We start from the raw sequence: 10,017 nt of genomic DNA on the forward strand, positions 1-10,017 counted from the left end.
ATGGAAGCTGCCTGGCAGCTTTCATCATTTTATGTTGGGTGTTTAGAAATTCTCATCTTGATTAGGTTTGGTTAGTTTCTGGATATGCGGATTCGGTTATCATGAATTCGGTATTGAAAGGTGGCGGCTAGCTGCAAAGCAGAAAGAATTTCTTCTAAATTCTCTTGCTCAAACCGCGCGGTAAAGCGCAGTTGGGCTAGGCTAGCATCCGTAAATTCGATGGGCGTATCGTATTTACGCTCCAGCGCTTTGGCCAATTCGGCAAAAGTTTGGTCTTTAAAAACTAATCTATTTTCCAACCAAGTCGTCTCCACTGCCTGCACATCAGTTGGTTTGAAAAAAGTGATTTTCACCTTTTTAGGGGCAATTCTTGTACGCGAAGCTATTTTCTGAAGTTGCTGATTAGGAATGATGACTTTCTCCGCTGGTTTTAAGAGGATGGGTGTTGCTTTTTTATCATTTGCCGTCACTTCCAATGCGCCTTCGATCAGACTGGCTTCGGTCGTAGTTTCGTCGGGGTAAGCGCGCACATTGAAACTGGTTCCTAATACTTTAAGGATGGCATTTTTGGTATGGACAATGAATGGGCGATCTTTTTCTTTCGCCACGCGAAAGAAGGCCTCACCTACCACCGTAACTTGACGAATGTCGTCTTCAAATTTGTCCGGGTAATATAACGTGCTTTTGTAATTTAAGACTACCTCGGTTCCATCATCTAAAATGACTTTCTGCTGTTTGCGATCGGCCACAAATTTATGTTCTCCTGATCCGCTAAAATAGAATACAAATAGACCTACGGCCAATAACAAACTAGCGGCCAGACCCAGGGGCATCCATACGTTCCGAAAATCCCGTTTGCGCGGCAAATCGATTCGATCGATGCGTTGCAACACATTTTGAAAGAGTTCCCGATCGCGTTGATTCTGGCTGTGTTTGTCTGACCAATACTGTTGCAATAGCTTATATTGCTTGCGTAAATCTGGTTGTTGCTGTAACAGCGCCTCGAACTCCTGCAACTCGTCGTCGCTGAGCTGATCTCCTAATTTTTTACTCGCTAAATACTCAAATCTTTCTTGTTGCATGGAATATCATAGGTGGCCATAGGAAGCCTTTCCAAGCATATGACAATATTATCAGCAAAAAAGCGTAGAAGAAATTTAAAAAATTTGAAAAAATAGGGAAATCAAGCCGACCAACGTATAAAATTTATTGGATAAACGGGCTTTATCACGATCTACAAAGGATTTTAATAGGCCGGATATCTTCTGAAATGCGATCCGCATATGCGTTTGCACGGTACGTGGTGAGATATGGAGAAGTTTGGCCACTTCATCGTATTTCATACCATCTTCCTTCACCAATCGAAACACCAATAAAGTTTGTGTGGGTAATCGCGCAATAATACTATCAATCTTGGCAAAAAACTCTTTCCGCTCCAGCAAGGTATTGGGGTCGGTGCTGTCCATTACGGTGACATTATCGGAAAGATCTACCTGCAACTGGAGATGTGAAAACTGCTTGAGGTAATTTAAAGATTTGTTTTTGACGGCAGCATATAAGTAAGATCGCGGCGTCAGCACATGTGTCAACGTGGCGCGATTATTCCAGACATGCACAAACAGATCGGATACCAACTCTTCTGCGGCGGCTTCGTTGTGGATGATGGTATCGCAGAAAATCAATAGATTGCGATTTAGCTGATAGAAAAGCAGCTCAAACGATTTCAAGTCGTCATGGAGACAGACCTGATCCCATAATCTTTTCAGATGATCGTTCGATATTTCTTGCATGTATCTGGTAGAATGCGCCCAATATACACTTTTTGAAATAACTACGATCGCTCGAAGGGAAAATTGTTTAGATCGTTAGATAAATATGAGCTAAGATTTTAGTAATCAAAGTGTGAGTACAATCTTACCAACATGACCACCTTTTTCTAACCATGCATGCGCTTGCTCTACATCTTGGATGGGGAATGTTTTTTCGATAACAGGTTTGATTTTCCCAGCGGATATCTGCGGCCAAATATGCTCCCGTAAGCCGGCGGCAATCTTGGCCTTCACATCGAAGGATTGCGGACGGAGAAAACTGCCAGTCAGACGGATTTGCTTTTCCATCATTTGAGGAATCGTTACGGTGACCTTAGCACCCGTGAGGAAGGCAATCCATACCAATCTTCCCTCCTTGCCTAGTACTTGGATATTTCCGGGAAATGTTTTCTCTCCCAACATATCCAATACTACTTGTACGGATCCGCGTAAAGCTTTCACATTCGCAATCCAATCATCATCCAGTAGCACGGCCGCATCGGCGCCAATTTCTTTGCACAAGTTCAATTGCGCTTCTTTGCGCGCGGTGATGATCACGCGATGATCAAGTGCTTTGGCCATTTGTATGGCCGCTACGCCAATACCGCTTGCACCAGCATGCACCAGTAAAGTTTCTGCTCCTCGGCGACCCAATTCTCCTTGCATGAAGACATTGAACCAAACGGTGAAATAAGTTTCTGGCAAAGAGGCGGCTTCTACAAAAGACCAACCTTCGGGTTTTGGTAAGCAATGTCGCTCATCTACCCACACATATTCGGCGTAGCCGCCGCCATGTGTGAGCGCACAGACCTCATCGCCCGGCTGCCATTGGCTTTCGCCAAAAACTTGCTCGACCACACCTGCAACTTCCAATCCTAAAATAGGTGAAGCATCTGCTGGTGGTTCATACTGGCGATCACGCTGCAAAATATCTGGACGATTGACGCCGGCCGCTTTCACACGAATCAGCACCTGTGCTTCTTCAGTGGGATGTGGATAGGGAACATTTTCCCAGCTCATTTGTGGTGAGTTGTTGGTATAATCCAACTTGATTGCTTTCATGAGTTCCACCATCGCACAGATTTTATTTTGGTAATTGATCTATTTGTGAATCTATCAAATATAATAAAGATGCAATCGCCGCTACTCCAGATTGAAGTTCGCGTCGATCTACCGCTTCAAACACATCTTTATCGGTGTGATGCAAATCAAAATAGCGGTGCGGATCTGGACGGAAATTGAACATCACGGTATTTGGAAATTGCTCGGCCCAAATACCAGAGTCTACCCCCGGACTGCCTGCTAAGAAACGCGACACCCAATATTGCTGCTCAAACAAAGGTTTCCAAGTCGCCTGAATCCAGTCTACCGACTCACGAGAAGCTTTGATATCAAATCCACGCGGGGCAAATCCACCCGCATCGCTCTCGATCGCGGCAATGATCTTTTCCTTGTTCTTTGCCGCTAGCTCACCATATCTTGTGGCTCCATGTACACCATTTTCCTCGTTCATATAAAACACCAGTCGAATCGTGTGCTTGGGTTTGTAGCCCAATTTCATCAAGGTACGAATAGCATCTAACGTTCCCATGGTACCCGTGCCATTATCGTGTGCGCCTTCGCCCACATCCCAAGAATCGATATGCCCGCCAATGGTGATGATTTCATCTGGCTTCTCCGTACCTCGCCTTTCCGCAATCACATTATGTGTTTGTACCGGTCCTTTCCAACCAGAATGCTGCTCCAAATGCACTTTTGCTTTCGGATTCTGTTGCAATGCGGTGTGTAAGCGTTCGGCACTCACAACGGAAATGGCCATTGCTGGAATGCTATCAATCCCTGCTACATAGCGTGTACCACCGGTATGCGGAAAATCATCCCGTGTGGAAGATGACAGCGAACGAAACAGATATGCTACACCACCAAACTTGGCAACTGCGGCTGGACCACGACTTCTTTGCGCGGTATTCAATCCGTACGCCATGCCAGTTTCTACCAAAGATTCGTCCCATGGTTTATTAACGAAAACTATTTTTCCATGTACATCTTCGCCGTGATTTTGTAATTCCGATAGGTACTCAATTTCGAGTACTTCGGCTTCCAATCCCCCTTGCGGTGTGCCGACAGAACCGCCTAATGCTAGTACTTGTAACGTATCGCTGTTTTCTGTTATAATGGCTTTCTCTGGCGCGCCCCGATCCCAATACGGCACGGTAACATCTTGCAGATATACGCGATCAAATGGTAATGTCTTCATCAAAGATTCAGACCATTTTACGGCTTTCTCGGCGCGATCCGAACCTGCGATTCGGTGGCCTATCTCTTTAGTCAAATAACGTAAATCGTCATATGCCTCTCCTTTAGTGAGTGATTGCCGATATATCTCGCGCATCATGGTGGTGTCTGCTTGCGCAAATGCGCCAGACGTAAGCCCAAACGTAGCCAGAGCTACAAGTATTTTGTGCATTTTATTAGTTAGAAACTGTGGTAGATAGATGTGATATATGGGTACTAGTAGCTGATATCAATCAGAGAACGCATCGGAATTAATACACTCGCTTTTAACACAATGTATTTTTCCGTCAATGACCACACAGTGGTTTCCACACGTTTTGGACCATCTTCGGTCATAAAAGTCATGGCTGTTTTTGATTTAAATTCATTCCCTAAACGTAGTGCATCGGATAATTTAGAGGCAAATTCTTGCGTACGATCCACTTCAGCAGGAACAAATTTGTATTGCTCAATCTCTTCTTTCTCAATCAAAGTTGTTGTCATATCTTTCTCTCTTTAAAGTAATAAAACCTTTTACTGACTACTTGAAGACAATTTACGAAATCAGCACATTAAAATTTATTAAAAATCGTTAATTCCGCTTAATGTGTTGTAATTATTACAATAAGGTATTCGTTCCCAGCAAAATAAGTTTTGATCTAATGCGATAAAAAACGTTTGAAGCTGAAATGACACAAATCAAACGCGATCGGATTGTTTTTTTTCTAAAAATTACGGTTATTTGTATAAACACTAAAAAAGGCATACCATGGTGACTGTCACAGAGAAAGCGAAAGCGCGGATAGACGAGATTTTAAGAGATGAGCAGTACAATGACTCTTATTTTGTACGCGTTGCAGTAGAAAGCGGCGGCTGCTCGGGACTTTCCTACAAATTGAACTTCGATAATGAGGAGAAGAAAGGTGACCAGTTTTTTGAAGATAATGGTGTAAAAATCTGTTTGGATATCAAATCTTACTTATACTTAGCTGGTACAGAGTTGGATTACACCGACGGATTAGGTGGTAAAGGCTTTGAATTTCACAATCCCAATGCTTCTCGCACCTGTGCTTGCGGAGAAAGTTTTTCTGTTTAATAAATCAATACATATAGTTTGTAATGGGTAAGCAACTCTGATTAGAGTTGCTTATTTTTTGCGCCAGCTTTTTGTAGTCACTTCATCATAGGCACTACTCGGTTCTGTTACACGATAGCACTTCTTTTCCTGAGCCGAAATATGAATCTATAATCGGCAGAGATGGTAGCATTGTCGCTATACAAAATGTAGATCATCCAATCTCGAGGATTACACAACAAAGCTTCGGAATACAATGAGGATATCAAGAAGCTTGTTGATCGCAACATTGGACAGGTTCGCAAGATTTATATGAATAGCTGCAGAGCGCGAATTAGCCATGACCAAACAAGAAGCAGCATCCGCACTCGAACTACTTCACGGTATGGGTATGACTCACGTCGAGGTAGCAAGCTTGTGCGGATGTAACGTCAGGGATTTGGAGATGCTTTCGGCAAAGGTGATGACGTTCAAACGCGACTGCTGGCAAAACACCAAAATCACAGTGACGCGCCAAAGCAAAATGAACTGGCCAGAGGAGTTGGTCGATATCGTTAAAAGACGGATATGATGCAATACCTATAAAAATGAAATGATGAGCAATTTTTTAGGTCATCAAAGCTTAATCTGCAAAAAGGTTCTCTCAACATTCTAAATTAAATACCATAAAAAAAGCCAGTCAAAAGACTGGCTTTTTAAACTTTAAACTATTTGCCGATCTTTTTTTATATATATAAACCAGAAGAAAATCCCGGCCGAAATACAATATGGGATCAGTATAGCGTAGTCCTTTAGCTTAGAGTTTTCTATGCCATTTCTTTCGGAAATTATTTCAGATATACCTATGCCTATCAAAAATAAGCTGATAACGAAAAATACAAAGACTAATTTTTTATTCAACTTTATCATAATTATAGTATTTATCTACAAGAAGCACCCCATTGTGCGCTTGCATATATAAAACCTGCTGCTCCTATTCCAGCTCCTATAACTGATGTGCCACCAGCTACCAACCCTACAAAAGCTAAACCAAGTCCTACTGAGGCTCCTGCGCATGACGTGAGAAAACGTGCTTGTGCTCCATCACTAGATCCAATCGATTTTCTGTAATCATCCCTTTTTGTAATGGATAAGATTTGTGGGTGTTCTTGCGCCATATATGGCAGTGCTACGAACATAGATTCGTATTGCGAATATAATCCTTTTTTGATAAAATCTTGTTCATACTTCTTAATTACGTCTAAAGGCTCTTTAGAATATGATAGCTGGCTAGAAAAAGCCATAAATAACTTTGCATCATCTTCTGAAATGACTTTTTCTTTCACCAAAACATTAATAATTTCAGCACTGTTTGACTTTCTAGATAAGCCCTCTAATGATCTAGAACTCCTATCTCCCATAGACAGGCTCTCGTAGTTGGAGGATAAAGATAAATCTACGACAGAAATGGAAGAATTAGATTGTTTTGTTTTTTCGATATTTTCAATATTTGAATCAAATAAATTTCTAATACTACTTGTTAATTCTATAGGATTTTTATCCTGTTCTAGAGCGGGAACTCGTTCGTATTTTTCGAGCATGAGATAGTTGTAGAATAAAGTACGGCAGTTAGTAATGCGAATGAGATTTTGGATTTCATTTTTAAATAATTTGTTAGTTAGTAATTTACTAGAAAAAGGAATTATTTAATTTCAAGTGCAATTTTTATTAATTTATTTTTTTGAAAAGGGCGTAAATACACCATGGATAATTACTGATAGACTTTTTAAAATTTCACTATTGTAATCATTTATTTGTTCAAAAAGATAGTTAAAGATTATAAGTACTTAAAACCTCTAACGGTATGTTATAAGTACTAGATGATGATCAAACTAACACTTATCCACATAAATAGTCTTTTACACTCACCTTTTTCTCCCAACCTTCACAACATGCCCACACTAACTAAATTCGAAAAACTACTGATCAAGAAATTAAGTGAAGGAAAATCTCAAAGAGAGGTTTCCGAGGAATTCTACAATGAACGCATCAAGTCAAATAGTCTAAGCTCTATTGAAAAGCATATCGCCGATCTTCGCGCCAGGTTTGGAGCAAAGAATATGTTTCATTTGGGGGTGATGATGAATAGTTCCAAATAATCCTTGTATAATAAAATATTTGAATAGATAAATTTGATTAATAATTATTCCCTATATTGTGAACATAATTATTAACATATATCTAATTGAAAAAACTACTATTTATTAGCTTGATCGCAGGGCTAGGCTTTGCGTCATGTCAAAAAGAAACTGTCGACGAAAGTATTGATCAGACAGAAGAATCAAGTGAGCAAACACTTATTTTGAAAGGAAAAGAATATAAGGTAAGCTATGTCAAAAAAGGAATGTCAAAATTATTTGGAATACCTGTTGGTGATGTGGTTTATGATGATATAAAAAAAGTTTTTGGGCATGCTGGGTATGCAGTTGAATTCAATCCTGCAGATTATATAGATAATATTGAAATACTTACTAATGAAGGATATGAATTTTAAGATATTATTCTCGTTTTTGCTCCTAGCCATTTTTAGCGGAACAGTTTCCGCACAGCGACAACCTATAGAAGTAAACCAGTTCTATTTTTCTCAAAGCGTATTAGATCCAATAAGTGAATCAATAAAAGTAAAGCGCAACGCTGATTCTCATTATAGTGTGAATATTCAGATAATCAGACCAAACGCCACCGCATGGACATCTCCAAATGTAAAATACAATGTGGAAGTTGATGCATTCGTTAAAAAAAATAATAGTAACACTTTGCTTAGCATTAGAACTAGCGAGATTAAATTTACCGCAAGCGATTTTGCTAGTGGTACATTTGTTTCGGCATTAAAGACGAGCCAGTTACTTATACCTAAGAATTATATAGATGAATCTGGCGGAGAGATTATTGTTAAATGGAGATATTATAAAGAAAACTATCCCTCTCCTTATAACCAAAATGGCTGGAGTGATTGGTACACTGTTGACGGAAATTATCCATTAAAATTAGAAGCTATACCTGGCACAATTGCTGGCCCAAATCAGATATGTGATCAAGGTACTTATACTATTACAAACTACGGTGATGTGACATTACGAAATGCAGCAAATATAGCGACTGTTAATCGAATTCAAGGTACCAGTCAGTTTACAGTATCACGAATAGGGAACGGGAGTGGCAAAATTCAATTAGTGACAAAACCATGGGGAGATGCAGCAGAGACCGTAAAAGAAATTATTGTTGGTACACCCCTACCTCGTTTCAAAGGTGATTATGCTCCACAGCTTGATTATGGACAAACATATACATTTGTCATCGAATCGGATTTGCCTAGTGACATTCTTGATATAGAGAAGTTAGGCATGGCTAATATTGTTTTTACAAGGTTGGATAACAACAGATTTACAATCAAAACTCCCCCAAAACCTAGCAGTGGGACGCCCGTAGCGCCAGTCTACATTTTCAGTATTAAAGCTAGAACCATAAATGGCGTGTGTGGAAACTCTGAGTATATAACTAAAAATTTTCGAGTTGGCTCTTTGAACTAAGTTCTAAACAAGGTAACACTAAATCTCATAAACCTCTATACATAATAGTATAGAGGTTTTTTTACACCCACACCTCGCCAATCAAATCTTCCTCATTAATATTTTCCTATGCATCTTGAATCACCAATAGGTGCTTTTCTTCAAATGGCCTGCTCAAACGCCGCATCTCCTTACTACCCCAATGCATAAAATCATCCAAATTAACAGTGTCCGGATACCATGATGGATTCTCGCTAGTTAGCTAGCCATCGTACTGTTGAAGTAACTAAGATCCGAGGAACTGATACAAATGTAGCTGGAATACAAGATGCGATATAATACTGTTTCGTTTTCCTTTAATAAAAAAAGAGCGGATGATCGATCCGCCCTTTTCAGTTATTTATCTAACTCTTAACCTGAACATAAAGTATAAGCTAGTAAAGAATATCATTACAAAGCCGACAACTGCAGATATGTATCTCCACATACTTAATTGCGTTGATGTCAACACATTAAAAGTTACAATTGATACAATAATTATCAATACAATCAGCGATAAAATTATTGGTATTTTCTTAGTCATATTTAGTCCTTATTTAACATCCAGCTGCAGCTCCTGTTAGCGCACCACCAACACCACCCGCAATTGCTCCAACAGCTCCTGCCGAAACTGTACCTACGACTGGCATAGCAACTGTTCCTACAGCCGCACCGGCAAGCCCTAACGTAGTCGCTCCGGTAACTGCTCCTCCCGCGATCGATGCTGCACATTTGCCCCAATCATCCCACCAACTAGCGGTCATATTTTCCCTCAAAGAGCCCTTGCCTGCAAGTGATATGTTAGATATATTGCTTTTTACCTGTACATCATTTACAAACCTCAAACTCTCAACGTAGTTAACTATAAAAGATAAAATTACAAATTTGTCTTCTTTAGATAATCTATTGTCATCCAGATAATCACGGAATTTACTATCCAGATAAATCTCGTATGATTCAAAACTACGAAAATCAGATGATGAGTTAATAATAATATTTATTGCTCTAAATTGGTGATCCGTCAAGCCTTTGTTGTTCAAATCGCTTGAATTAGAATTCAAGTTAGCATTATACGCATTCAACTTATTCTCATAGTTTTCATAAATTTTTTGACCTGCTGATGTCAAATCGCTGTTTTGGGAGTAATTTAATTTAAGTTCCGCAAGATCTGCTCTTACAGATGATTTTAACAAAGCAAAATATTCTATAAGCTCATTTTTTCTGAAACAAGAGAATCAATTTCACCACTCTTTTGACATGATAGAGGTAGTTG

General features: G+C 39.7%; 12 protein-coding genes. 5 read left to right on the top strand and 7 right to left on the bottom strand.

Going from position 1 to position 10,017, the window contains the following annotated elements:
* Positions 1-71 precede the first annotated feature (71 nt).
* From GKO22_RS16285 to GKO22_RS16305, 5 genes are all read right to left on the bottom strand, one after another.
* Positions 72-1,082 (bottom strand): FecR family protein, encoded by a 1,011-nt coding sequence (locus tag GKO22_RS16285; protein ID WP_166336929.1) that lies wholly within the window; start codon positions 1,080-1,082, stop codon positions 72-74.
* A 75-nt stretch (positions 1,083-1,157) separates the two neighbouring features.
* The gene (locus GKO22_RS16290; protein ID WP_166336931.1) at positions 1,158-1,790 is read right to left on the bottom strand and encodes an RNA polymerase sigma-70 factor; all 633 of its coding nucleotides are present in this window, start codon (positions 1,788-1,790) and stop codon (positions 1,158-1,160) included.
* Between the two features lie 105 nt (positions 1,791-1,895).
* Complete coding sequence (locus GKO22_RS16295; protein WP_206367939.1) at positions 1,896-2,870, bottom strand: NAD(P)H-quinone oxidoreductase; 975 nt, start codon at positions 2,868-2,870, stop codon at positions 1,896-1,898.
* A 22-nt stretch (positions 2,871-2,892) separates the two neighbouring features.
* A complete protein-coding gene (locus tag GKO22_RS16300; protein WP_166336935.1) occupies positions 2,893-4,275 on the bottom strand; it encodes a M20/M25/M40 family metallo-hydrolase in 1,383 nt (460 codons plus the stop codon).
* 44 nt (positions 4,276-4,319) lie between these two features.
* Complete coding sequence (locus GKO22_RS16305; RefSeq protein WP_166336937.1) at positions 4,320-4,586, bottom strand: hypothetical protein; 267 nt, start codon at positions 4,584-4,586, stop codon at positions 4,320-4,322.
* 265 nt (positions 4,587-4,851) lie between these two features.
* Here GKO22_RS16305 and GKO22_RS16310 point away from each other — a divergent pair, with 265 nt between their 5' ends.
* Complete coding sequence (locus GKO22_RS16310; RefSeq protein ID WP_116774889.1) at positions 4,852-5,178, top strand: HesB/IscA family protein; 327 nt, start codon at positions 4,852-4,854, stop codon at positions 5,176-5,178.
* Between the two features lie 364 nt (positions 5,179-5,542).
* Positions 5,543-5,728 carry a hypothetical protein gene (locus GKO22_RS16315; protein ID WP_166336939.1) on the top strand — a complete coding sequence of 62 codons (186 nt, stop codon included), beginning with the start codon at positions 5,543-5,545 and terminating at the stop codon, positions 5,726-5,728.
* Positions 5,729-6,077: 349 nt separating this feature from the next.
* Here GKO22_RS16315 and GKO22_RS16320 read toward each other — a convergent pair whose 3' ends face one another.
* Positions 6,078-6,737 carry a hypothetical protein gene (locus tag GKO22_RS16320; RefSeq protein WP_166336941.1) on the bottom strand — a complete coding sequence of 220 codons (660 nt, stop codon included), beginning with the start codon at positions 6,735-6,737 and terminating at the stop codon, positions 6,078-6,080.
* Positions 6,738-7,088: 351 nt separating this feature from the next.
* On the opposite strand from GKO22_RS16320, the gene GKO22_RS16325 reads away from it, so the two are divergent.
* From GKO22_RS16325 to GKO22_RS16335, 3 genes are all read left to right on the top strand, one after another.
* Positions 7,089-7,295 carry a helix-turn-helix transcriptional regulator gene (locus tag GKO22_RS16325; protein WP_166336943.1) on the top strand — a complete coding sequence of 69 codons (207 nt, stop codon included), beginning with the start codon at positions 7,089-7,091 and terminating at the stop codon, positions 7,293-7,295.
* An 86-nt stretch (positions 7,296-7,381) separates the two neighbouring features.
* Positions 7,382-7,690, top strand: coding sequence for a hypothetical protein (locus tag GKO22_RS16330; RefSeq protein WP_166336945.1), 309 nt, complete (start codon positions 7,382-7,384; stop codon positions 7,688-7,690).
* Positions 7,680-8,726, top strand: a complete 1,047-nt coding sequence (locus GKO22_RS16335; RefSeq protein ID WP_166336947.1) for a hypothetical protein — start codon at positions 7,680-7,682, stop codon at positions 8,724-8,726. Before GKO22_RS16330 ends, GKO22_RS16335 begins: the two co-directional genes overlap by 11 nt.
* Before the next feature lie 575 nt (positions 8,727-9,301).
* On the opposite strand, the gene GKO22_RS16605 is transcribed toward GKO22_RS16335, so the two are convergent.
* Positions 9,302-9,937, bottom strand: coding sequence for a hypothetical protein (locus GKO22_RS16605; protein WP_206367940.1), 636 nt, complete (start codon positions 9,935-9,937; stop codon positions 9,302-9,304).
* Between the last annotated feature and the right edge of the window lie 80 nt (positions 9,938-10,017).

The organism is Sphingobacterium chungjuense (assembly GCF_011316935.1).
Classification (GTDB): domain Bacteria; phylum Bacteroidota; class Bacteroidia; order Sphingobacteriales; family Sphingobacteriaceae; genus Sphingobacterium; species Sphingobacterium chungjuense.